Annotated in this window: 22 protein-coding genes; 16 read left to right on the top strand and 6 right to left on the bottom strand. The window is 62.6% G+C overall.

Annotation, left to right across the window (positions count from 1 at the left end; genetic code table 11):
* A partial coding sequence (locus Q4P21_RS03695; protein ID WP_303387505.1) for an MBL fold metallo-hydrolase occupies positions 1-245 on the bottom strand: 245 nt, incomplete at its 3' end.
* A 154-nt stretch (positions 246-399) separates the two neighbouring features.
* On the opposite strand from Q4P21_RS03695, the gene Q4P21_RS03690 reads away from it, so the two are divergent.
* Positions 400-1,356: an FUSC family protein gene (locus Q4P21_RS03690; RefSeq protein ID WP_303387504.1), complete on the top strand. Its 957-nt coding sequence runs from the start codon at positions 400-402 to the stop codon at positions 1,354-1,356.
* Positions 1,357-1,453: 97 nt separating this feature from the next.
* On the opposite strand, the gene Q4P21_RS03685 is transcribed toward Q4P21_RS03690, so the two are convergent.
* The 3 genes from Q4P21_RS03685 to Q4P21_RS03675 all read right to left on the bottom strand — a co-directional run bounded on the left by Q4P21_RS03685 (position 1,454) and on the right by Q4P21_RS03675 (position 4,088).
* Positions 1,454-2,176, bottom strand: coding sequence for a WbqC family protein (locus Q4P21_RS03685; RefSeq protein ID WP_303387503.1), 723 nt, complete (start codon positions 2,174-2,176; stop codon positions 1,454-1,456).
* Complete coding sequence (locus Q4P21_RS03680; protein WP_303387502.1) at positions 2,176-2,919, bottom strand: PIG-L deacetylase family protein; 744 nt, start codon at positions 2,917-2,919, stop codon at positions 2,176-2,178. Before Q4P21_RS03680 ends, Q4P21_RS03685 begins: the two co-directional genes overlap by 1 nt.
* A gap of 194 nt (positions 2,920-3,113) precedes the next feature.
* Positions 3,114-4,088 carry a quinone oxidoreductase gene (locus tag Q4P21_RS03675; RefSeq protein ID WP_303387501.1) on the bottom strand — a complete coding sequence of 325 codons (975 nt, stop codon included), beginning with the start codon at positions 4,086-4,088 and terminating at the stop codon, positions 3,114-3,116.
* 129 nt (positions 4,089-4,217) lie between these two features.
* On the opposite strand from Q4P21_RS03675, the gene argC reads away from it, so the two are divergent.
* From argC to Q4P21_RS03625, 10 genes are all read left to right on the top strand, one after another.
* Positions 4,218-5,264: an N-acetyl-gamma-glutamyl-phosphate reductase gene (gene argC, locus Q4P21_RS03670; RefSeq protein ID WP_303387500.1), complete on the top strand. Its 1,047-nt coding sequence runs from the start codon at positions 4,218-4,220 to the stop codon at positions 5,262-5,264.
* Positions 5,261-6,430: a bifunctional glutamate N-acetyltransferase/amino-acid acetyltransferase ArgJ gene (gene argJ / locus Q4P21_RS03665; protein WP_303387499.1), complete on the top strand. Its 1,170-nt coding sequence runs from the start codon at positions 5,261-5,263 to the stop codon at positions 6,428-6,430. The genes argC and argJ overlap by 4 nt, the downstream gene beginning before the upstream one ends.
* A gap of 195 nt (positions 6,431-6,625) precedes the next feature.
* Positions 6,626-7,522, top strand: coding sequence for an acetylglutamate kinase (argB, locus tag Q4P21_RS03660; protein ID WP_303387533.1), 897 nt, complete (start codon positions 6,626-6,628; stop codon positions 7,520-7,522).
* Positions 7,522-8,847: an acetylornithine transaminase gene (locus Q4P21_RS03655; protein WP_303387498.1), complete on the top strand. Its 1,326-nt coding sequence runs from the start codon at positions 7,522-7,524 to the stop codon at positions 8,845-8,847. The genes argB and Q4P21_RS03655 overlap by 1 nt, the downstream gene beginning before the upstream one ends.
* A complete protein-coding gene (gene argF / locus Q4P21_RS03650; protein ID WP_303387497.1) occupies positions 8,847-9,818 on the top strand; it encodes an ornithine carbamoyltransferase in 972 nt (323 codons plus the stop codon). Before Q4P21_RS03655 ends, argF begins: the two co-directional genes overlap by 1 nt.
* A 2-nt stretch (positions 9,819-9,820) precedes the next feature.
* Entirely contained in the window at positions 9,821-10,357 is a 537-nt protein-coding gene (locus tag Q4P21_RS03645) for an arginine repressor (RefSeq protein ID WP_303387496.1), read from the top strand.
* A gap of 110 nt (positions 10,358-10,467) precedes the next feature.
* Entirely contained in the window at positions 10,468-11,673 is a 1,206-nt protein-coding gene (locus Q4P21_RS03640) for an argininosuccinate synthase (RefSeq protein WP_303387495.1), read from the top strand.
* 2 nt (positions 11,674-11,675) lie between these two features.
* Positions 11,676-13,097 (top strand): argininosuccinate lyase, encoded by a 1,422-nt coding sequence (gene argH / locus Q4P21_RS03635; RefSeq protein WP_303387494.1) that lies wholly within the window; start codon positions 11,676-11,678, stop codon positions 13,095-13,097.
* A 193-nt stretch (positions 13,098-13,290) separates the two neighbouring features.
* Entirely contained in the window at positions 13,291-14,025 is a 735-nt protein-coding gene (locus tag Q4P21_RS03630) for a maleylpyruvate isomerase family mycothiol-dependent enzyme (protein ID WP_303387493.1), read from the top strand.
* A 194-nt stretch (positions 14,026-14,219) separates the two neighbouring features.
* On the top strand, positions 14,220-15,149 hold the full coding sequence (locus Q4P21_RS03625) for a hypothetical protein (protein ID WP_303387492.1): 930 nt from the start codon (positions 14,220-14,222) through the stop codon (positions 15,147-15,149).
* 691 nt (positions 15,150-15,840) lie between these two features.
* On the opposite strand, the gene Q4P21_RS03620 is transcribed toward Q4P21_RS03625, so the two are convergent.
* Positions 15,841-16,716, bottom strand: a complete 876-nt coding sequence (locus Q4P21_RS03620) for a DNA-3-methyladenine glycosylase (RefSeq protein ID WP_303387491.1) — start codon at positions 16,714-16,716, stop codon at positions 15,841-15,843.
* Positions 16,717-16,782: 66 nt separating this feature from the next.
* Positions 16,783-17,811, bottom strand: a complete 1,029-nt coding sequence (locus Q4P21_RS03615) for an NADPH:quinone reductase (RefSeq protein WP_303387490.1) — start codon at positions 17,809-17,811, stop codon at positions 16,783-16,785.
* Between the two features lie 43 nt (positions 17,812-17,854).
* Here Q4P21_RS03615 and Q4P21_RS03610 point away from each other — a divergent pair, with 43 nt between their 5' ends.
* From Q4P21_RS03610 to Q4P21_RS03590, 5 genes are all read left to right on the top strand, one after another.
* Positions 17,855-18,520: a DNA-3-methyladenine glycosylase gene (locus tag Q4P21_RS03610; RefSeq protein ID WP_303387489.1), complete on the top strand. Its 666-nt coding sequence runs from the start codon at positions 17,855-17,857 to the stop codon at positions 18,518-18,520.
* A gap of 113 nt (positions 18,521-18,633) precedes the next feature.
* A complete protein-coding gene (locus tag Q4P21_RS03605) occupies positions 18,634-19,140 on the top strand; it encodes an adenine phosphoribosyltransferase (RefSeq protein WP_303387532.1) in 507 nt (168 codons plus the stop codon).
* A gap of 159 nt (positions 19,141-19,299) precedes the next feature.
* Complete coding sequence (locus Q4P21_RS03600) at positions 19,300-21,540, top strand: UvrD-helicase domain-containing protein (RefSeq protein ID WP_303387488.1); 2,241 nt, start codon at positions 19,300-19,302, stop codon at positions 21,538-21,540.
* A 101-nt stretch (positions 21,541-21,641) separates the two neighbouring features.
* Positions 21,642-22,952: a tyrosine--tRNA ligase gene (gene tyrS / locus Q4P21_RS03595; protein WP_303387487.1), complete on the top strand. Its 1,311-nt coding sequence runs from the start codon at positions 21,642-21,644 to the stop codon at positions 22,950-22,952.
* Positions 22,953-23,110: 158 nt separating this feature from the next.
* Positions 23,111-23,257, top strand: coding sequence for a hypothetical protein (locus tag Q4P21_RS03590; RefSeq protein ID WP_303387486.1), 147 nt, complete (start codon positions 23,111-23,113; stop codon positions 23,255-23,257).
* Positions 23,258-23,347 lie beyond the last annotated feature (90 nt).

Raw genomic sequence — 23,347 nt, 5'->3', positions numbered from 1 at the left:
AACTGCCCACCGGCCGCCGCCGCCACCATCTGCGCGGCACCGGCATGGTCCGTGTCTCCGTGTGTCAACAGCACCTGGCTCACATCACCAAGGATGCCGGCGGTGCCCAATTCAGCGATGACTGCCTTCGTCCCCATTGCCATCCCCGGATCGACAACCACGTAGGAACCGCCCAGTGGAATGACATAGCCGTTGGCACCCTGCGACTTTTGGAGCTGAAACGCCCCGCTCTGAAGCTTGATCATAGGTACAGCTTCGCACGGCCAGGTTCGATTAAGTCTCGCAGGTGCTGCTGGAATTGGCGGAGCTGACCGTGCCTCACTGATGCTGAAGACATGCCCTAGAATTAGCCTTCTCCGCTCATGCAGGGCGGATTATTGTGACCACCAAACTATCGAGATGACGGTACACATGGCACTGCTCAGCCGGCCCATGCCAGGGACGCTCCCCATGACATTCAAGATGCTGGTGGCCATTCTCATCCCATCAATCGTGATCACAGTGCTGGCAGGGCCGTCGGCCAGCATGGGATTTGGCCTGGCCATGGGACTGGGCATGGCTGTCACTCCTGTGAGCAAGCCACAGCAGGCGGGCGTGTTGATCTTCATTGCCGCGGTGCTCGGCGCCCTGGCATCGCTGGCAGGCTCTACGCCCTGGGCCATCGCACTGCTGATACTGCTGTCCGCACTGCTGTTTGCCGCCTCGAATCGACGTTCGGCCGGCCTGCTGTCACTGACACCCATCATCGTCATTCTTTTTGGGCCCGGAGCGGTTGATCTCAGTTGGTGGGAGGCCGGCCTGTGGGTCATTGCGGGAGGGGTTGTTGGCGGGCTGGTCACCAAGATCCTGAAGCTTCAGGCCCCCGTCCGCCCCGTCAACACGTTCATCGCATGGGAACACGGGATCACCGTGGGCGTGCTGTGTGCAGCGGTTATGTATTGGACCCTTGCCAGCAACATCCCCCACGGCTACTGGATTGCCGTCACGGTGCTCATGGCCCTGCGGCCGCTGCCTGAGGAGCGCCGCGACACTTTGAATGGGCGGCTGGTTGGCACCTTCCTCGGGGCCATCATTGCTTTGCTGGCCGTTGTCTTCCTGCCCGTTTGGGGGGCCCTGATCGTCGCGGCGCTGTCCATGTTCTTTCTGATTTGGTACACCCTGGGAGGGGCCTACATCATGCAGGCCCTGACACTGACACCCATGCTGTTGATCTTTTCCTCGCTGGGCGACTACAACCTCGGTCTTGAACTGACCGCTGAACGGGTGGGATTCACCATCGTCGGCATTGCCGCGGCGATTGTGGTGGCGATTTTGCTGCGCAACTGGGAGCGGCGCCGCCAGACGAGCGCTGCTTAGTCGAATAAGGCTGCCTCAAGATGGCCAGTCGCTTTGAAATTACCCACCAAAACTGGTTGGCTTCGCTACGGGGCGGTTTCCGGCAAGCAGTCCCCTATCAGACCGGACTGGAGGCAGCCTTTTGGTGCTCGGCGGACCCGGCTGCAAGTATTTCGGCTGCATCCGTTCCTGTGTGAAAGAGCATGTCGGCTGTTGCCAGGTTCGGAAGGAACGGCAGCGTGCCCTGTTGATAGACAGGATGCTCGAATTCTTGCACGCGTATGGGTATGCCCGCGTGGTCAAAACCTGACCAGTCGATGACGTGGGTGGCCATGGTGCTCGTGAGATGGGAGTCGCCACCGGCCCCGAGGACGAGGTCCAGCAGGCGCTCTTCCCTCGTCCCGGCATGGGGAATGCTGGTTGCGCGCATGATCTTGACCTCGGAGCCGAGGTACCGGCAGAACTGTTCAATCAGATCAAGGTTGTGGTCCACAAGTAGTTCGTGCTGGCGCTCGTACACTCCTTGAATCAGGGTGAAGACCTCCTCGAAGTGGGCAGCCTTGGAATAGTTGCGAGTGAGGAAGTCCAAGTGTTCCTCGCGCCAGCCGGTGTCCATCACCACCCGAACGGTGTTAAGCATCTGGCGAGCCCCAGTACTGACCACGGGCACCGTCAGCCATCGGGGTTCTCCTCCACTGGTCCGGAAAAGCTGGCGTGCGTGGAACTCCTTGCGCGTGAACTGGACACTGTCATAAGCGACGAACACGTCGCTGTCGAGGGTTTTGGCCATGAGTTTGAGCCAAGGCATGAAGTTTGGCTGGTGGATTGAGACGGTCACCATCAGAAAACCGTCCTGTGTGTGACGAAGCCTTCGGCAGCGTGGACGGAGATTTCCCGGCCCCTCAACTGTGTTTGTAGATCCAAGCCCTCGGGGCTTCCGTGGAACAGGGGTCCCCTAATCTGGGAGGCGTGGGCGCGCAGGGCATTGAGCTTGACGTCCAAGAATTCACTGACGTCGATGTAAAAATTGGGATGGAAGCGTTCGTGCTCGGGGGACCAGAAAAGGCTGGTGTTGTCATAGGCCAGCACGTGCGGGATGAAATGACGTTCCGTGCGAAGGCCAGGACGAGAAGCAGTCATGCACGCCCGAAACAGCGCCTCGTGGTCCTGGTTGTAGCTAATTGAGGGTATGAGCAGCATGGTGGGTTGAATGTTCTGCACCGAGAGTCGGGAATCGCGTTCAATGATTCTTACGAGGTCCTTGCGGGGTACCGTGTCCAAAGCCAAGTGCATGGATTCCTGGGGGAACATGACATCCCAGTCGTCGACTTTCAACAACCCCATGGCTGTATTGAATTCGTCCAACCGTGTATTGGCGCTGACCCGGTGCATCGTTTCGCCACGGCTCGCGGAACCGTAGTGGTCGACGCCGCCGAGTGACCCAAGGAGGACAAACGCCTCACCACCCAAAGACTTGATTCTGGCAATCGTACCGGCGCACCCGTACGTTTCATCGTCGGCGTGCGGGGATACCACCAGTACCCGCTGTCCGGACAAAAACCCATCCCCATGCATACGTTCCATATTCAGCTCCCCAATAAATACTGCAATGGGCACTTTCTACCCTGATCCGAAGCCCAGCATAGGAGATGTAGAGACGGAACGGAAGTCTTTCCGGTGGTCTGTCCCTGCGATTTCGGCTGAGACTATTGTTCAGTCATCCATTTAGTCCTTTTTTGGCTGTTTGGCTGCAGTATAGATGGGCCCGTTAGGCGTTGTTACGGCTCTAGAATGACCTTGCCGGTCGTCTTTCGGCCCTGCAGCGCCGTGTGGGCAGCTCCAGCATCGGCCAATGGGAAACGGGTGCCGATGCGGGCGGATAGGTGCCCTGTGGCGGCGGCGTTGAAAACTTCGGTGGAGCGCCAAATACGTTCCTGGGCATTGAGCAGGTAGTCACCCAGCTTGGGCCGGGTCACCGTGAGGGAACCGCCGGAGTTCAGCCGTTGCAGGTCAAACGGTGGCACCTGGCCGGAAGCGCCACCAAAAAGCACAAGTGTGCCCCGGGTGCGCAACGACGCTAGGGAACCGTCGAACGTGTCCTTCCCGACGCCGTCGTACACCACATCCACGCCGACGCCGTCGGTGAGCTCACGCACTTGGGCCGCGAAGTCCGCATAGCGCAGCACCGAATCGGCGCCGGCCACGCGGGAGAGTTCCTCTTTTTCGTCGGTGGAGACTGTGGTGATGACCCTGGCCTCGCGCTCCTTGAGCATTTGCGTCAGCAAAAGGCCCACCCCGCCCGCGCCGGCATGCAGCAAAACCGTTTGGCCCGGCTCCACCCGATACGTCGAGTTCATCAAATAGTGGGCCGTCATGCCCTGCAGGGGGAGTGCTGCGGCAACATCCAGCGGCACAGCGGAGGGGACGCGTAGGGCCTTGTCCGCCGAAACCAGAGCGTATTCGGCGTAGCAGTTGATGCCCTCGGCGGTGGCCACGCGATCGCCCACCGCAAAATCGACAACACCGGGCCCCACTTCCACCACTTTCCCGGCAGCTTCGGCGCCCGGCGTAAACGGGAACGGCACGGGGTAGATCCCTTCGCGCTGGTAGCTTTCAATGAAGTTCACACCTATGGCAGCGACCTTGATCAACAATTCACCCGCACCCGGAGACGGCATGGGGATCTGCACCAGCTTCAAAACTTCGGGCCCGCCCGGGGCGGCGGCGACAATGGCGTTGCAGGTCTCGGTCATGATGAACTCCCAATAGGTTGCTGTCGAATCGTTGGGGTGCGGACCCCATCATCATCATAGAACTGGACGGCCCAAGAACATATGGATAAATATCGGTGACAATGAATAATTCTGCTGTATAGTCGTTTTATGACAATATCAGTAGCCGTCTCAGGAGCCAGTGGCTACGCCGGGGGAGAGGTGCTGCGCCTGCTGGCCAGCCACCCCGACGTGAGCATCGGGGCCATCACCGCCCACAGCAACGCGGGAACACGGCTGGGGGACCTTGCACCGAACCTGCATTCCCTGGCCGAGAGGATCCTTGTTGACACCACCGTGGAGAACCTCTCAGGGCACGACGTCGTGTTCCTGGCACTGCCGCACGGGACCTCCGCAGCGATCGCCGCGCAGCTGTCCGCAGACACCCTGGTGATCGACGCCGGAGCCGACCACCGGCTGGAAGATTCCGTCGCGTGGGAGAAGTTCTACGGCTCCGAGCACGCGGGAACCTGGCCCTACGGCCTGCCTGAACTGCCCGGCCACCGTGAGCGGATCCGCGGGGCCAAGCGCATCGCCGTCCCCGGCTGCTACCCCACCAGTTCACTGCTGGCGCTCATGCCCGGATTCGCCGCGAACGCGCTGCTACCGGACGACGTCGTGATTGTCGCAGCATCTGGAACTTCCGGTGCCGGCAAGGCTGCCAAGGTCAACCTGATCGGCGCCGAAGTCATGGGCTCCATGAGCCCGTATGGCGTGGGCGGCGGGCACCGGCACACCCCGGAAATTCAGCAGGGGCTCTCCAATGCCTCGGGCCTGGACGTGAAAGTTTCCTTCACACCCACCCTTGCCCCGATGAGCCGCGGCATCCTCACCACGGCCACCGCCAAGGTTTCCGCCGACATTGCCGCACTCGACGATCCCGAAGCGGCGCTGCGCGAACTGTGGACCAAGGCCTACCAGGACGAGCCCTTCGTCCGTGTGCTGCCGAAGGGCCAATGGCCCTCCACCAAATCCGTCCAGGCCTCCAACTACGCAGCCCTGCAAATCGCGTACGACGCCAATGTCAACCGCGTCATCGTCTGCTGCGCCATTGACAACCTGACCAAGGGCACGGCCGGAGGGGCGGTACAGTCTATGAACATCGCCCTCGGCCTGCCCGAGACCACTGGCCTTACCCTTCAAGGAGTAGCACCATGAGCGTAACCACAGCACTTGGCTTCCGGGCCGCCGGCGTCACTGCGGGACTGAAAGCTTCCGGGAAACCGGACATGGCCCTTGTGGTCAACGACGGTCCGCAGAAGAGCGCCGCCGCCGTTTTCACCAGCAACCGCGTCGCCGCAGCCCCCATTCACTGGTCCCGCCAGGTGCTCAGCGACGGCCGCGTTGACGCCGTGGTGCTGAATTCCGGTGGCGCCAATGCGTGCACGGGTCCCGAAGGATTCCAGAACACGCACGCCACGGCCGAAAAGGTCGCCGCCGTGCTGGGTATCTCCGCCACTGACGTTGCCGTCTGCTCCACCGGCTTGATCGGCGAGCAGCTTCCCATGGAGAAGATCCTGCCCGGTGTCGAGGCTTCCGCCGCTGCCTTGGCGGACGACGGCGGAGCTGCCGCCGCCACCGCGATCATGACCACCGACACCGTCCCCAAGGAAGCGTCCTGGACGTCCCCGGTCAACGCTGAAGGCTTTAGCTACAGCATTGGTGGTATGGCCAAGGGTGCCGGCATGCTGGCCCCGGGGCTGGCCACCATGCTCGTTGTCGTCACCACCGACGCCGCAGTTGCTGCCGAGGGGCTCGACGCAGCCCTGCACGACGCCGTCCGCGTCACGTTCAACCGAGCCGACTCGGACGGGTGCATGTCCACGAACGACACCGTGCTGCTCATGGCTTCCGGTGCGTCCACGGCGTTCCCCGACATGGACGAATTCACCGCCGGACTCACCGAAGTCTGTGCCACATTGGCCCGTGGCCTCATCGCGGACGCAGAAGGTGCCAGCCACGACATCGCCATCACCACCATCCACGCAGACAGCGAACGCGACGCCGAGATCGTTTCACGCTCCGTTGCCCGCTCCAACCTGTTCAAGGCCGCCATCTTCGGCAACGACCCCAACTGGGGCCGTGTCCTTTCCGCCGTGGGAACCACCGACGCAGCCTTTGACCCCGACAAAATCAACGTCAGCATCAACGGCGTCCAGATCTGCCGCAACGGATGCATTGGCGACTCCCGCGACCTCGTGGACCTCACCCCGCGCGAAGTCACCGTCCAGATCGATCTCAACGCCGGACTGGCCTCAGCCACCATCTGGACGAACGACCTAACACACGCCTACGTCGAAGAAAACAGCGCCTACTCGTCCTAGCGCTTGGGTGCCGTGCCGTGGCTGGCTTCGGCGGCGGGCCTGGCATTTTCCGCCCGGCTATCCGACGCGTCGGCCGCTAGCGGCCTTGGGCGTCTCCTTTACGCCGGGCTACAAAAATACCAGGCCCGCCGGGAGGTGGGCCGCGGGAGGCTCGGAGCATGAATGCAGCACACAACAGGATTGAAGGAAGACATGATGAATTCGGTGGAAATCGCGCAGGGCAAGGCCAGCACGCTGATTGAGGCGCTGCCGTGGATTCAGCAGTTTGCCGGGACCGTGGTGGTGGTCAAGTACGGCGGCAACGCCATGATCAACGACGAGCTGCGCCGCGCATTCGCCGAAGACATTGTGTTCATGCACCATGTGGGGATCAAGCCGGTGGTGGTGCACGGTGGTGGGCCGCAGATCAACGCGATGCTCAAGCGCCTCGACATTAAGAGCGAGTTCAAAGGCGGGCTGCGCGTGACCACCCCGGAGGCCATGGACGTGGTCAGGATGGTGCTCACGGGGCAGGTTGGCCGCGAACTGGTGGGCCTGATCAACGAACACGGGCCGTACGCCGTGGGGCTTTCCGGTGAAGACGGGGCGCTGTTGCAAGCTGAACGCACAGGCACCGTAGTGGATGGCCTGCCCGTGGACCTGGGGTTGGTAGGCGAGGTGGTGGGCGTGAACCCCGGCTCCATCCTGGATCTGCTGGAAGCCGGCCGGATTCCGGTGATTTCCACGGTGGCACCCGAAGTGGGGGATGCCTCCACGGTGCTCAACGTCAATGCGGACACCGCCGCCGCCGCCCTCGCTGTGGCGCTGGGGGCGTCGCGCCTTGTCATCCTCACGGATGTGGAGGGTTTGTACGCGAATTGGCCGGATAAGTCGTCGCTGCTGAGCGAATTGAGTGCCAATGCCCTGCGCGAGATGTTGCCGGGGCTTGAGGCTGGCATGATCCCCAAAATGGGTGCCTGCCTGGCCGCGGTCGACGGCGGAGTGGAACGTGCCTCTGTTGCGGACGGGCGCAGCGCCCACTCGGTGCTGCTGGAACTGATGACTTTTGAAGGCAATGGAACACAAATTTTCCCGGATGAGGATGACAAGTGATGAGTGAAGCAATGCAAGGTTCCGACACAGAGCCGGAACACACTGACCTGACAGGCGGAGAGTCGACAGGCAAGGAGCTGGGCACCGCCAATGCGGCCGCCGTGGCCGGCACCGGGACGAGCGCGCAGTGGCTTGAGCGCTACAGCAAGTCGCTGATGGGCGTCTTTGGCAGCCCGCAGCGCGTGCTGGTGCGCGGTGCCGGATCCTTGGTCTGGGACGCCGACGGCAAGGAATACCTGGACCTGCTCGGCGGCATCGCCGTCAACGCCCTGGGCCACGCACACCCGTTTGTCACGTCCGTCATTGCCAGCCAGCTTTCAACGCTGGGGCACGTCTCCAACTTCTTCACGAGCCCCACGCAGATCGCCCTGGCCGAGAAGCTGCTGGAATTGAGCACGGCGCCGCAAGGTTCCAAGGTCTTCTTCGCCAATTCCGGCACCGAGGCCAATGAGGCCGCGTTCAAGCTGGCACGTGCCCACGGGGGAGCGGAGCGCCCCACCATCCTGGCGCTCGAGGGTGCCTTCCACGGTCGCACCATGGGCGCCCTGGCCATGACGGCGAAACAGGCCTACCGCGAGCCCTTCGAGCCCATGCCAGCTGGCGTGCGCCACATTGCCTTCAACGACATTGATGCGCTGCGCGAAGCCATGGACAGCTCCGTGGCAGCACTGATCCTGGAACCGATCCAGGGCGAGGCCGGTGTGCGCCCGCTCTCGCAGGAATACCTGCAGGCAGCACGGGAACTGAGCCGCGAACACGGTGCCCTGCTCATCTTTGACGAGGTGCAGACGGGCGTAGGCCGCACCGGCAGCTGGTTCGCCGGCATCACGGCGGGGGTGACTCCCGATGCCATGACGCTGGCCAAGGGCCTGGGTGGCGGCTTCCCCATCGGGGCCATCATCACCTTTGGCGAGGCACCCTCCCACCTGCTCAGCGCTGGGCAGCACGGCACCACCTTTGGCGGAAACCCGGCAGCAACCGCCGCAGCCCTCGCCACCTTGCACGTACTGGAATCACAGAACGTGCTGGCCAATGTGCGTGCCGTGAGCGACCTCTTCGCCCAGGGCCTGGCCAGGATCGACGGCGTTGGCGAGGTCCGTGCGTTCGGCCTGCTCGTCGGATTCGACCTGACTGAACCGGTGGCCGCCGGCGTCGTCAGTGCAGGGCTGGATGCCGGCTTCATTGTCAACGCGCCCGGACCGCACACCATTCGCCTGGCCCCGCCGCTGAACTTGAGCGCGGATCAGGCGCAGTCGTTCCTGACTGCACTGCCCGCATTGATCGCCACAGCAGTGGCCGCACAGCATTCGAAAGAGAATTCCTGATGACACGCCACTTTCTTGTAGACACCGACCTGAGCCCGGCCGAGCAGGCGGAGGTCCTGGAACTGGCAGCGGAGCTAAAGAAGCAGCCGTACTCCAAGAACACCTTTGCCGGTGAAGGCTCCGGCGCACAGACGGTCGCCGTGATCTTTGACAAGACTTCCACCCGCACCCGCGTTTCCTTCGCCGCGGGCGTTGCGGCGCTCGGCGGCAACCCGCTGATCATCAACCCGGGCGAGGCCCAGATCGGCCACAAGGAATCCATCACGGACACTGCGAAGGTGCTCGAGCGCATGGTGTCCACCATCGTGTGGCGCACCTACGCCCAGGCCGGACTGGAGGAAATGGCCGCCAATTCCAAGGTGCCTGTCATCAACGCCCTTTCCGACGACTACCACCCCTGCCAGCTGCTCGCGGACCTGCTCACCATCAAGGAGCACAAGGGCGAATTGGCCGGACTGACCATGACGTACATGGGAGACTCCGCCAACAACATGGCCAACTCCTACCTCCTCGCGGGCGTCACGGCGGGCATGCACATGCGCATCACCGGCCCCGCAGGCTACCTTCCCGCGGACGACGTCGTAGCTGCCGCCAACGAACGCGCGGCCCTCACCGGCGGTTCGGTGCTGGTCACCACTGACGTGGCGCAGGCCGTTGCCGGAGCCGACGTCCTGGTCACCGACACCTGGGTATCGATGGGCCAGGAAGAGGAAAAAGCGGAGCGCATGGAACTTTTCAAGGACTACGCGCTGGACGAGGCCGCCCTCGCCCAAGCCGACCCGGCCGCCGTCGTGCTTCACTGCCTGCCTGCCTACCGCGGCTACGAGATTGCCGCTTCCGTCATTGACGGGCCGCAGTCAGTGGTGTGGGATGAGGCCGAGAACCGCCTGCACGCACAGAAGGCGCTCATGGTGTGGCTGGTGGAAAAGACAGCCGCTGAAGCCGCTGCCGCTCGAGGGACTGGCAGCTGACCATGTCCAAGCCCATGGGAACTCCGGCGGGCATGCCCGCAACCAAAATCGCGCGGCAGGCCAGGGTGCAGACCCTGCTGAACAGCCGTGCCGTGCGTTCCCAGGCTGAACTGGCCACGTTGCTGGCGGATGACGGACTGGTGGTGGGGCAGGCCACATTGTCCCGGGACCTGGTGGAGTTGCGTGCCGTGCGGGTGCGCGGTGCGGATGGTGCCTTGATTTATGCGCTTCCTCGTGAAGGCGGGGAACGCGGGGTGCATGCGGCATCCTCGCAGGAGCAGCTTGATACCCGGCTCATCCGCTTGTGCGGGGAACTGCTGGTGACGGCGGAAGCCTCGGCGAACATCGCCGTGCTACGCACCCCGCCCGGTGCCGCCAACTTTCTGGCGCTGGCCATCGACCACTCCGTCATGCCCTCGATCCTTGGCACCATCGCCGGGGATGACACCGTCATGGTCATCACCCGCAACCCTCTCGGGGGAGCGGAAGCAGCCGAGAGGTTCCTGCAATTTGCGGCGGAATCAGGGGCCGGGGCATAAGCCGCAGCCTAGGCTGAATATATTTTAGTGAGATTGCATAATCATGCATTATGCTTTGAGGTAACGTTGAAAACACTCTGATGAGTCGTGCAAACAAAGGGAGAAAAATCGTGACTGAACGCATTGTATTGGCCTACTCCGGCGGCCTTGACACCTCCGTGGCCATTGGCTGGATCGGCGAAGCAACCGGCGCGGAAGTTATCGCCGTGGCCGTCGACGTTGGACAGGGCGGGGAGTCCTTGGAGGACATTCGCCAGCGCGCCCTCGGCTGTGGCGCCGTTGAAGCCTACGTAGCCGATGCCCGCGACGAATTCGCCAACGACTACGCCATGCCCGCACTGAAGGCCAACGGTCTCTACCAGGGCCATTACCCGCTGGTTTCAGCCATCTCCCGCCCCGTCATCGTCAAGCACCTGGTCAAGGCCGCCCGTGAATTCGGCGCCACCACTGTGGCCCACGGCTGCACCGGCAAGGGCAACGACCAGGTCCGCTTCGAAGTCGGCATCCAGACCCTCGGGCCGGACTTGAAGTGCATTGCACCCGTCCGCGACCTCGCACTGACCCGCGACAAGGCCATTGTCTACGCAGAGTCCCACAACCTGCCCATCGAGACCACGAAGAAGAACCCGTACTCGATCGACCAGAACGTCTGGGGCCGCGCCGTGGAAACCGGCTACCTCGAAGACATTTGGAACGCCCCCACCAAGGACATCTACGACTACACGGCCACCCCGGAATTCCCGCCGGCACCGGATGAGGTCATCATCTCCTTCGCCCAGGGCATCCCCGTCGCCATTGACGGCGTGAAGGTCACCCCGCTGCAGGCCATCCAGGAACTCAACCGCCGCGCCGGCGCCCAGGGCGTGGGCCGCATCGACGTCGTAGAGGATCGCCTCGTCGGCATCAAGAGCCGCGAAATCTATGAAGCACCCGGCGCCATGGCCCTCATCACGGCGCACAAGCACCTTGAGGACATCACCATTGAGCGCGAGCAGGCCCGCTTCAAGGCCACTGTTGGCCAGCGTTGGACCGAGCTGGTGTACGACGGCCAGTGGTTCTCACCCCTGAAGCGCTCCTTGGATGCGTTCATTAATGACACCCAGGAATACGTCAATGGAGATATCCGCATGACGCTGCACGGTGGCCAGGCCATCGTCAACGGACGCCGCTCCGAGACCTCCCTGTACGACTTCGACTTGGCCACCTACGACACCGGCGACACCTTCGACCAGTCGCAGGCCAAGGGATTCATCGAGCTGTGGGGCATGTCCTCCAAGGTAGCCTCGACCCGCGACCAGCGCGCTGCAGGGAAGTAGCAGTGGCGCAGACGCACGGGACCAACGAGGGCGCACTCTGGGGCGGGCGCTTCCAAGGTGGTCCCGCGGATGCACTGGCGGCGCTGAGCAAGTCGACTCACTTTGACTGGCGCTTGGCGTTGTATGACATTGCCGGTTCCAAGGCGCACGCCCGCGTGCTGAACACGGCTGGACTGCTGGATGCGGCAGAGCTTGAGGGCATGTTGAAGGCCCTTGACGAGCTGGAAGCGGATGTGAAGTCCGGCGCCTACACCCCGGCCGAGTCTGACGAGGACGTTCATGGTTCGCTGGAGCGCGGTCTGATTGAGCGTGCTGGAACGGCACTGGGCGGCAAGCTCCGTGCCGGGCGTTCGCGCAACGACCAGGTCGCCACACTGGGGCGGATGTATCTGCGTGAACATGCCAGGATTGTCGCCGCAGGCGTATTGAGCGTTGTTGACGCGCTGGTGGAGCAGGCGAAGGCGCACCACGGTGTGGCCATGCCGGGACGCACGCACCTTCAACACGCACAGCCGGTGCTGCTGAGCCACCACCTGTTGGCCCACGCGTGGGCTTTGCTGCGGGATGTGCAGCGCTTGGTCGATTGGGACAAGCGCGCAGCCGTGTCACCCTACGGCTCCGGTGCGTTGGCCGGTTCCTCTTTGGGCCTGGACCCGAACGCCGTCGCCGCCGATCTCGGATTTGATTCAGCTGTCTGGAACTCGATCGACGGCACGGCTTCCCGTGACGTGTTTGCCGAGTTTTCCTGGGTTGCCGCCATGATCGGGGTAGATCTGTCACGGGTCTCCGAGGAAGTCATCCTGTGGGCCACGAAGGAATTCTCCTTTGTGACGCTGCATGATTCCTATTCCACCGGCTCCTCGATCATGCCGCAGAAGAAGAATCCCGACGTGGCGGAACTGGCACGCGGCAAGGCTGGGCGCCTCATTGGCGACCTGACCGGGCTGCTGGCCACGCTGAAGGGCCTGCCACTGGCGTACAACAGGGATCTGCAAGAGGACAAGGAGCCCGTCTTTGACGCCGCCGACACCCTCGAACTGCTGCTGCCCGCCGTTTCCGGCATGATCGCAACCCTGGTGTTCAACACCGAACGCATGGAGGCTTTGGCGCCGCAAGGCTTTGCGCTGGCCACGGACATTGCCGAATGGCTTGTCCGCCAGGGCGTGCCGTTCCGCGACGCCCATGAGCTTTCCGGGGCAGCGGTCAAGGTTGCCGAGGCCCGCGGCGTGGAGTTGTGGGATCTCAGCGATGAGGAGTACGCGGCAATCTCCGCCCATCTCACCCCCGAGGTCCGCACAGTCCTGAGCACGAAGGGCTCGTTGAACAGCCGTAGTGCCCAGGGCGGCACGGCACCGTCAGCGGTGCTGGCGCAGCTGGCGGCGCTTGAGGTGCAGCTGGGCGAGGTCAGGGCGTTCGTGGCCTGACCGGCGTCGTACGTTCCAAAGTAATCGGTGAAATGTCCGCATCCTTGAGGGGTGCGGGCATTTCCTGCTCTAGCGCCTGACGGCCTCCCACCACTCGCAGGCTCGCGGTGGGCCCCTCGGCCGTCTAGCGCCTGACGGCCTCCCACCACTCGCAGGCTCGCGGTGGGCCCCTCGGCCGTCTAGGCTGGAGTGCATGACTGATATTTCAAATGCGCAGCTGCTGGAGCGACTCAAGGCTGCTGCGGACAATGTGAGCTCCAAGTTGGCCGGCCTCAGCGACGAAGACGTCCTGGCCGCCACGGAACTGCCCGGCTGGACGCGCGGACACGTGTTGGCGCACCTGACCCATGTTTCCAACGCTGTGGCTAGGCAGGTTGAATACGCCCTGAACGGGGAACTGGTTGATTTCTACGACGGCGGACAAAGCGGCCGCACTCAGGCTATCGAAATGGCTGCCGGGCATGGCGCACGGGAGCACCAGCAGGCGCTCACGGCCGGGCTTGCTAGGGCTCTGGGCGCACTGGGTGGGCTCTCGGAAGCGCAGTGGCAGCTGCATATCAGCTACCGCAACGGCGTGGTGCGCGACGGTGCGCTGGCGTATTGGCGTGAGCTTGTCATTCACCTGGCCGACCTGCAGGTGGGGCGCGGGCCTGAAACATGGTCCAAGGAGTTCTGCCTGTACCTGCTGGAATTCCTGGCGCCGCGCGTGCCCGCTGACACCCACTTGAAACTGCTGCCGCTGGGCCTGTCACCCATGACGGTCGGCACGGGCGAGAACGCCGTGTCGATTTCCGGCATGCTGACCGACATCGTCGCCTGGCTGGCTGGACGCACACCCACCATGGGCAGTTTGCGCGCCGAGGCCGCCGCCGACTCGGTGGAACTGCCGAAGCTGCAAGGATGGCCGGCTCCCGCACCAGTCAAGTAACGCCCGCCCCCGGAGTGCTGCTTTCCACCCGGTTCCGGACTTCCCCACGGCCACCATCCTTCCGAAAATCGAATGCACATTTGATTGCAATGTTTTGACTCAACACTGTAATCAAATGTGCATTCGATTAGGTGGTACTCGATATTTCCTGTGGATAACCCAAAAGTAGCGGTTTTTCAGGGAAACAATGAGGTATGCACCGTTCCGAGCTGCCCCCGCACCTTCGACGGAGATCGTTCACCACGAAATCCTCCGATGCCTCCGGGCTGACGCGCGGCCGCACACACGCCAACGACTTGATTGTCGTCTCACGCGATATCCGGGTGCCTGCCGGGGTGACACTCAAAGGCGCCGCTGCACTCGCTGCCTATGTCGAGGCCAGCTCTGGCAGTGTCCTCAGTCACTTGTCGGCCGCACGTTTGTGGGGGATTCCGCTGCCAGCAAGGCTGGAAAATGACTGGCGGATCCACATAGCCAATCCAGCGAAATCGAGCGAGCCCCGGAGGGTCAACGTCGTCGGGCACCGCCTGAACTTTGCGGATGGGGAAATCTGGATCATGGACGGTGTCCCACTCACGAGTGCGGCCCGGACGTGGCTGGACTTAGCGGCGTGTCTGCCGTTGCGGGAACTTGTGGCTGCGGGGGACTACCTCGTGTGCGAGCATGGGCTGGAATTTCCGGCTCCCCGCGAGGACGTCTGCGGCCTGGCTGACCTGCAACGCATGGTCAAGAAGCACCCCGGCAGTCGAGGTGTACTCAAGGCCCGCGCGGGGCTTGAATTGATTCGGGTGGGCGCTGATTCGCCGCCGGAGACCTTTACCCGGTTGGAGCTTGTCGAGGCGGGGCTGCCAGAGCCGGAATTGAACGTCATCGTCTGCGATGAATGGGGCAGGCCCCTGCTCTGGCCCGATGCAGCATACCGAAAATATCGGATCAGCCTGCAATACGACGGAGGCCACCATAATAATCCGGACCAGTACCGGCGAGACATTCGGCGCCTGGAAACTACCGAAGCCCTCGGGTGGCAGGAGGTGAGGATCTCCCGGGAGGACTTGTATGGGGATCGCCCAGCCGTGGTGCGCAAAGTTGCCAGCGCGCTGTGGGCAAAGGGCTGGAAACCGTGAAAGACCCAATCGAAACGGGAGCAGTCGGCAATGTTTCCGTGAAACATTGCCGACTGCTCCCGTTTCGACGGATCGGAGAGTCAGACCCTGACCGTTCAAGGGTGCGAAAGCGCTGCCGGATGGCACCGACCACAATTTGCCGGACCAGGTCCGAGTTGAGCAACTCTGCCAGCTGGTTGCGGATCTTGATCTTCTGCGGGTCGCCCGTGAGGTGGTCCCACAGCATGTGTTCACTGAAATCGGGGCGGGCCGGAAGTCGGGAAAAATTCTCAGCGTCCACTTTGCGATGAAGGGCGGTGAACCAATTCCGGACCTGAGTGCATGACATGTTGACTATGGCTGCCTCGACGAGGGCAAGATCGGCACCGTGGTCAGGGCCAGCCGCGTCGAGGCACTGCGTGGCAAGCTCCGTGATCCGCGGCTGGCACGCCAGCATAGGGTGTGTGGCGGGGTGCCCACACCCTGCTGAGGCTGCTGGCAGGCTGTTCATGGTCCTCCTCATGGTGGGATGTCCAAAGGCCTGCGGCGTCATGGGCCATTGAATGTCTTGACCATAGTTCGCCTGCCGCGTCTACGCCCGGGTTTGGGGGTGAGGATGGCCTTTTGTCCCTCAAATAGGTGACGGGAGTTGTGCTGGCCACACGTTGCTGAGTGCTGAGTGCTGAGTGTGTTCGGGATGCCTGAGGATTCCCTACTTTTCCCCGGCTCTCCGCCACAAATGCAAAGTGGCGTAGGACCGCCAGGGTCGCAGCGGTTCGGCCGCGGCGCTCAGCTCGGCGGCCTTGATGGAGCGAGCCTGGGCCGGGGTGTCGCCGCGGAGAAACCCGTAGCCATTGCGTACAGCCGCATCGCCGGGCAGAAAAATGTCGCTGCTGCCCAGCACGCGCATGGCCACATATCCTACTGTCCATGGCCCAATGCCCGGAATGGGCAGCAGCTTGGCGGCCAGGGATTCCTCGGTGTCTTCGGCGCCGATGGAAAGTTGCCCTTCGGCAAGCCGCGCCGCCACATCCAGGATTGAATCAATGCGCCGGGCCGGCCCACGCAAAATATCTCTGCCTCCAGCCGCAATTTGTGCAGGGGTTGGGAAGAAACGCTGCGTCGAACCATGGTGCAACCGGCTAGGCGTGCCCAGCACGGCCAACTGGTTCAGCGCTGTGCGTGCGGCGGCAACGGTGATTTGCTGACCCACCATGGCGCGGATGAGGATCTCAGCCGGATCAGTGCAGCCCGGCAGCCGCATGCCGGGGAGCGCGGCAACCCGCGGCGCCAGCAGTGGGTTCGCACCCAGTGCCGCATCTGCGGCCGCGGGGGAGTGGTCAAGGTTGAACAGGTGCCGCACCTTGGCCAACAGCTCGGGAAATTCCTCCGGCCGTTCAACGTCATGCTCCAAGTACAGGGCCCGTCCATCCCACTGAATGCTGAACCAGCAGTGCCCATCTTCAAGTTGCACGGTGCGTGCATAACTTCGGGGACCCGCTTCCTCAATGCCCGCCACGGCACGGACCGCGAGAAAGTCAAAGATTCCAGGTTCAAAAGGGGGAGTGAAGTCCAGTGCAACAGCCATGAGAGCATTCTTCCATGCGGTGATTTTGGTGCTGCTTGTGCAGGCGGAACCACACGGAGTTGGCAGTCAGTCCTTTTGGGGGACCAGCACGATCTTGCCGTGGACGGTCCCTGCCTCCAATGCGGCATGTGCGTCTGCGGCGCCGGACAGCGGCAGCACCGTCACGTTCCGGGCGCGAAGGCTGCCGTCCCGCAACAGCTCATTGACGGCTTCGGCGGCTGCGGCCAGGTCCGCCACGGTGGCGTTGCTGATGGCAAAGCCGCGGATGCTGCCGTCCTTCGTGTACAGCCTGCCCAGCGGCACTGAATCCGTGGCAGCCATGCCGGAGAGCACAATGATCCGTCCGCGAAGCGCCAAAAGCTCGACGGCGAGACTCAGTCGGTGGCGCCCCGACGTTTCCAAGTGCACATCTAAGCCCCGGCCGTCGGACACCGTGCGGACGGCCTGCCGCAGCTCTTCTGCGAAGCCTTCAGAACGGTAGTCCAGCGCCGCGGAAGCTCCAAGCGACAGGCAGCGTTCGACGTCGGCCGCGCTGGAGGAGGTGATGGCGCGGGCGCCGGCACGCACTGCCTGGACCAGTGCCGCGGTTCCCACCCCGCCGCTGGCCCCTCCAATGAACACTGTCTCGCCGGGCTGCAGCTGTGCGTGCCGGTGCAAAGCCAAGTTGGCCGTGGCTGCGGAATGGAGGACCGCAGCCACGGCGACAGCATCCCCACCATCGGCGTTCAGCTCCGGTGGGAGGTGATAGAGGCGGTCTATGGGAACGGCCGTGAACTGCGCCGCCGTTCCCGGCCTACCGCCGAAGCCCATTGAGTTGGCCCACACAGTGTCCCCAACGTGGAATCCGGCGGGACTATCAGTGCCAAGTTGCTCCACCGTGCCCACAACGTCCCGGCCAAGTACCTGCGGGTGGGTGAGCTCGGTGGCGTACGTTCCGGCGCGGACAAAAGTGTCCACATTATTCACGGCAGACGCAGCAACTCGAACGAGTGCCGTGCCCGGCGTCCGTGAGGGCACGGGCAGTTCACCGTAGTTGATGTTGTCCGGTCCGCCCGTGTCCGTGAAATACGCAGCTTTCATCACTTCAGGGTCCATGGTTGGAGTCTAGGTGAAAAGCAGACGCTGCTAAATTGGATTTATGGGCGAGCCAATCGACATCCTTGAACTTCTGCAAAAACCTGCCACCATCGTGGCGCCCTACTTGTTGGGCGCACTGGTGCGGCACGAGAGTCCGGAGGGACCCGTCGTGGTGCGTCTCACCGAGGTTGAAGCGTATCTTGGCCCGAAGGATTCTGAAGACCCCGATCCTGGCGCACACACCTACCGTGGAAAGACGAACCGCAACGCCGTCATGTTCGGCCCGCCTGGGCACCTATACGTGTACTTCACCTACGGCATGCACTTTTGTGCCAACTTGGTCTGCAGGCCCGAGGGGTTGTCGTCCGGTTGCCTGATGCGCGCAGGTGAGATCGTAGAAGGGCTGGATTTAGCACGGCTGCGCCGCCCCACTGCGAAGCACGACTACGAGTTGGCCAGGGGCCCGGCCACACTGACCAAAGCCCTGGGATTCAACCTGGAACACAACGGCATTTCAGCTCTTGGCGGGCAAGTCTCATTGACGTTGCCGTCCACACCCGAACGCCACGTGCGCACAGGCCCGCGGGTGGGCTTGAGCGGGCCCGGCGGGACGGAGAACTACCCGTGGCGATTCTGGATTGATGGGGACAAGACCGTGTCCAGGTTCAAGGCTGCAGCAGCTCCGAAGGTGCGTGGGCGGGCGCCAACCACCCCGACAACCCCGTAGGCCCCGTTGCCTCCGGCAGGTTGTACCGTTGGAGGGTGAATGAAACCTCAAGCGCCCCGTCAGCCCCAGCCCAAACCATCCAGCAGCATAGCGACATATCCCATGTTTCCGCCGTGGTGGAGCGCTTGTGCGCAACAGTTCCGGACTACCCGCAAGTCGGCATTGTCTTCAAGGACCTCACCCCCGTATTTGCCGACGGAGCAGCCTTGAAGCAGGTAGTGGACGCTATCGTGAGGCCGTTCGCCGGCCAGTTTGACGCAGTGGCAGGAGTGGAGGCCCGCGGTTTTTTGCTGGCAGCAGCGGCCGCGTACGCCACCGGAACCGGCGTCATCACCATTCGCAAGGCTGGCAAACTGCCACGCGCGGTGTACTCCGAGAGCTACGCCCTCGAGTACGGCGAGGCGACCTTGGAACTGCATCGTGAAGACGTCCCTGCTGGTACGCGTGTGTTAATTCTCGACGACGTCCTCGCCACCGGGGGCACCCTGGGTGCCGCTGCGGCTCTGCTTGAGCGCACGGGTGCCGTGGTGGCTGGTTTCGGCGTGGTGCTGGAGATAGACGCACTGCCGGGACGGGTAAACCTTGCTGGCAGGGACATCGTGTCGCTGCTCCACGTGTAGCCCTCACAATCCTCAATCCGCAGCTGTTCCGGACAACACGCGGCCCTCGGCACTGCCATTGTGTAGGCGTGCTCACAAACGGGCCCACCAACACGCAGGCCGGGATAGAATAGACGGTCCGCCTTTTTGGCGACAAGCCTTAGCTATCAGGAGCCTTGCATGTATGACGACGAGTTGGCCCAAGAACGACGCTATGTTGACGGCCTGTATTCCCGCCTGGATGAACTCCGCGCCGAGAAGGTTGAGCAGCTGGCAGAAGTGCGCAGGTCCAGGTCCATGGGCACACACCAAAACCGCTCCGAGCGCGATGCCTTCGCCACACTGTACGAGGACCGCCTGGCCCAACTGAACGCCGTCGACGACAAGCTGGTGTTTGGGCGCCTCGACCTCGATGACGGCCAGGACCGCTACATCGGCCGCATAGGACTGCTGTCGGAGGATCTGCGCCAGCTCATGGTCGATTGGCGTGCCCCTGAAGCCGGTACTTTCTATCAAGCCACGGCCTTTGACCGCATGGGCGTGCGCCGCCGTCGGCACCTGTTGCTGCAAGGGCGCAAAGTGAAGGCCATCGAGGATGATGTCCTTGACCACACCATGCTCTCCGACGGCGCACACGTCCAAGGTGAAGGCGCCCTGCTGGCCGCGCTGAATTCCAAGCGCACTGGTCGCATGAATGACATTGTCGGCACTATCCAGGCCGAACAGGACAGGATCATCCGCTCACCCTTGAGCGGTGCGCTGGTGGTGCAGGGCGGGCCGGGTACCGGGAAAACTGCGGTGGCCCTTCACCGCGCCGCTTATCTGCTGTACACGCACCGCGAACGACTGCAGTCCGCCGGCGTCCTGCTGGTGGGCCCTTCCAACGCGTTCATGAAATACATTGAGCGCGTGCTGCCCTCCCTTGGTGAAACGGGGGTGGTCATGGCCAGCGTGGGCAATCTGTTCCCCGGCGTGTTGGCCAAGGGAAGCGAATCTGCTGAGACTGCCGAACTCAAGGGCCGGATTTCCATGGCGCAGGTGGTGGCAAACGCCGTCGCCAATCGGCAACGCATGCCACATGGGGATGTCAGGCTCGACGTCGAAGGTACCCGTTTGATCCTTACGGTCCGTCAGGTGCGCCGTGCCAGGGACAAGGCGCGGGCCACGGGCCTGCCGCACAACGAAGCGCGCATCACTTTTGTCAAGACTTTGCTGCGTGAGCTGACAGAGCAGTTGCGCGAGCATATTGAATCTGCAGGGGCGGGCAACAACGCCGACCGTTCCTACCTCGCCGAGGATGTGCGCACGTCCCGCGACGTCCGTGTCATGTTGAACTTGTGCTGGATGCCCATGACGGCCAGGCAACTGGTGAATGACATGTTCAGCAAGCCGGAAATCCTGGCCGCCGTCACACCGGACTTGAGCCCGGCAGAGCGGGAGCTTTTGCTGCGCAGCCCGAGCGCGCCGTGGACGGAGTCGGATGTGCCGCTGCTGGATGAGGCCGCCGAACTGTTGGGTGAGATGGATGCCACGGGAGGCCGTGCCCAAGCCAATGCAAAGTCGCAGCGCAAGCGGGATCTGGCTAATGCTGAAAAGGCAATCGCCAACATGAGCCAGCAGATGGAGGATTCTGGTGTCGACGGGATGCTCACGGCGGAGCAGCTGGCCGACTACAACGTGGTCGGTGAGGCGGCCCAGACCAGCGCGGAGCGTGCGCTGACGGACAGGACGTGGGCCTACGGTCACGTGGTGGTGGATGAGGCGCAGGAACTTTCACCCATGCAGTGGCGGCTGCTGGTGCGCCGCTGCCCGGTGAAGTCCTTCACGATCGTCGGCGACATCGCCCAAACCAGCTCCGCATCCGGGGCCATGTCCTGGCGCCAGGCACTGAACCCCTTCATGGGGGAGCGCTGGAACATCGAGGAACTGACGGTCAACTACCGCACCCCTGCGCAGATCGCCGAGGCCGCAGTGCGCATGGCCAATGCGGCCGGCCAGATCGTTTCGGCCCCCAAGGCAGTGCGCGACGGCGAATGGGAACCCTTCGTTGACTACGTTGCGGCAAGCGATGTGGTTGCCCAAGTGGTTGCGGTCATGCCGGAGGAAACCGCTGCCGTGGGCGGTGGACTTGTCGCCGTGATCGCCCCGCCTGCCATGGTTCAGGCCACCACGGCAGCTCTGCGAGAGGTCTACGGCTCCAGGATTGGACACGGGGCCGGCTCCTTGGAACAGGACATTGTGGTGATCGACCCGCACGAGGCCAAGGGCCTGGAATTTGACGGTGTGATCATCGTGGAACCTGCGGAGCTATTGGCCCACGCCCACGGTCGCGTCGGGGACCTGTACGTCTCCATGACCCGGCCCACCCAACGGTTGCGCCTCATCTGTTCGCAGCCGCTGCCGGCGGGAATCGAGAAGTAGCGCCAGCACGTGCCCGCCGTTGTTGCCCACGGCAGCCTCGGCGGGAGGCGGCGCGGGCCACGAATGGCGACGAACCGCCGTCGTGCTGGTAATTTTGGGATGTGTCTTTGCAAACTGAACTCCACGTCCCCGAGAACGACCCCAGCTTCGCCAATGTTTGGCAGGAGCTCAAGTGGCGAGGCCTGGTCCAGGTCTCCACCGACGAGGCAGCCCTTGAAGAGCTGCTCGCCGGCGATCCGATCACGTACTATTGCGGTTTTGACCCCACGGCCCCCAGCCTGCACCTGGGCAACCTGGTCCAGCTGCTGACCATGCGCCGCATGCAGCTCGCAGGCCATAAGCCGCTGGGCCTGGTGGGAGGCTCTACTGGTCTGGTGGGGGATCCGCGTCCGACGGCGGAGCGCACCATGAACTCGAAGGAAACAGTTGAGGAGTGGGTTGGCTACCTGCAGGGCCAGGTGCAGCGCTTCCTGTCATTCGAGGGCGAGAATGCCGCCCGCATGGTCAATAACCTTGACTGGACCGAACCGATGTCGGTGCTGGACTTCCTGCGTGACGTGGGCAAGTACTTCCGCGTCGGCACCATGATCAAGAAGGACATCGTGGCCTCGCGGCTGAACTCCGACGAGGGCATCAGCTACGCCGAGTTCAGCTACCAGATCCTGCAGGGCATGGACTACCTTGAGCTGTTCCGCCAGTACGGCTGTGTGCTCCAGCAAGGAGGGTCTGACCAGTGGGGGAACCTGACAAGTGGCACCGATTTGATCCGCAAGGTTGAAGGCGCCTCTGTCCATGCACTGGGAACACCGTTGATCACCAACTCGGACGGCACCAAGTTCGGCAAGAGCGAAGGTAACGCCATTTGGCTTGATGCGGACATGTGCAGTCCTTTTGACATGTACCAGTTCTGGCTCAACACTGCCGATGCGGACGTTGTGGACCGGCTGAAGGTGTTCACGTTCCTCTCCCGTGAACAAATTGAGGCCATTGCCGCCTCAGTTGCGGAAAAGCCGCAAGCACGCGAAGGCCAGCGGACACTTGCCTTCCAGGTCACGTCCTTGGTGCATGGTGTGGACGCCACCTTGAAGGTGATTGCAGCTTCCGCTGCCTTGTTTGGCCAGGGTGAGCTTGCTGCACTCGACGTGGCGACGTTGGAATCAGCGACCCGGGAATTGCCGCGTTCAACGGCGCCGGCAGCTGGCCTGACCATTGTGGAACTATTGGTTTCCGCAGGGCTTTCCAAGAGTAACTCCGAGGCCCGCCGCACGGTGGGGGAGGGTGGTGCCTACGTGAACAACGTCAAGGTCACCGATCCAGACACCATCTTGGGTTCTGCCGATGCACTCCACGGCAAGTACCTGCTGGTGCGCCGTGGGAAGCGAACCTTGGCCATGGTGGAATTGGCCGCCTGACCAAAGTTCTCCCCGGTCATAGTCTCCCTGCCCGCCTCAACTTGCGTTGGGGCGGGCAGCTGTGTATTGTTCTATCTGTTGCTTGCGCAACGCTGAGCCACTCCGCTTGCGGGGAAGAGCTCACCACCCCGCAAGGAACAAACCCATACAAATTCTGAATGAATACAAACGACTCTTCGATTCGTTTGTTTCTTGATGAAGATATGAGTTTTTGGAAAACATGGAGTGATAAGCAACACACGCTGTGGATTGGACAAAATGCTTTCCTTGAAATAAAGTTTGATCATCGCAACGACGAAAACTAATTATGAAAAATAATTAGGAATTACTCAAATTGCAATTGTTGTTTGAGAACTCAATAGTGTGCCAAGTTTTATTGATACCAATTTATTTAT

It is taken from the genome of Arthrobacter sp. (assembly GCF_030540645.1).
In the GTDB taxonomy this organism is placed as follows: domain Bacteria; phylum Actinomycetota; class Actinomycetes; order Actinomycetales; family Micrococcaceae; genus Specibacter.
The sequence above is the reverse complement of the archived record's forward strand: the minus strand, read 5'-3'. Positions and strand labels throughout refer to the sequence as shown.